1 protein-coding gene is annotated in these 574 nt (G+C 57.7%); it reads left to right on the forward strand.

The features are described 5' to 3' along the window. Window positions 1-297: 297 nt before the first annotated feature. The coding region (locus TSA1_RS28330; protein WP_488226051.1) for a flagellin N-terminal helical domain-containing protein at window positions 298-574 on the forward strand (277 nt) is incomplete at its 3' end.

The following is a 574-nucleotide window of genomic DNA, read 5'->3' on the forward strand; positions in this document are numbered from 1 at the left end:
TGCGCCGGCATCGGAATGCCGCTCGGCGAAGGGGGAGGCTGCATTCGAACGCAGCCAATTGCTCACTCTGAGTTATGGTTGACAAGTCGCAAATGCCTCGTCGCTGCCCGAAAAAGCATCATCCTATCATGATGATATCGGTGAGCACGTTTCAGCCCGAAGGCGCATATGGTGAATCCGCGCAAGGACTGGCGCGACACGCTTCATGCTTTGTTAGCCCTCAACGTTCACCTTCCCGAGCATCGATTAATCCTAATCGAAGTTTTGTTGCGTTGCGTACCAGAAGGGTAACACTCAATGTCCGGTATCGTTCTCTCTTCCTCGGTTCGTCAGAACCTGCTCTCTCTCCAGTCCACCGCTGACCTCCTCGCCACCACGCAGAGCCGTCTGTCGACCGGCAAGAGCGTCAACTCGGCCCTGGACAATCCCACCAACTTCTTCACGGCGCAGTCGCTCGACAACCGCGCCAGCGACATCAACAACCTGCTCGATGGCATCGCCAACGGCGTGCAGGTGCTGCAGGCCGCCAACACCGGCATCACCTCGCTGCAGAAGCTGATCGACAGCGCCAAGT

The organism is Bradyrhizobium nitroreducens (genome assembly GCF_002776695.1).
In the GTDB taxonomy this organism is placed as follows: Bacteria; Pseudomonadota; Alphaproteobacteria; order Rhizobiales; family Xanthobacteraceae; genus Bradyrhizobium; species Bradyrhizobium nitroreducens.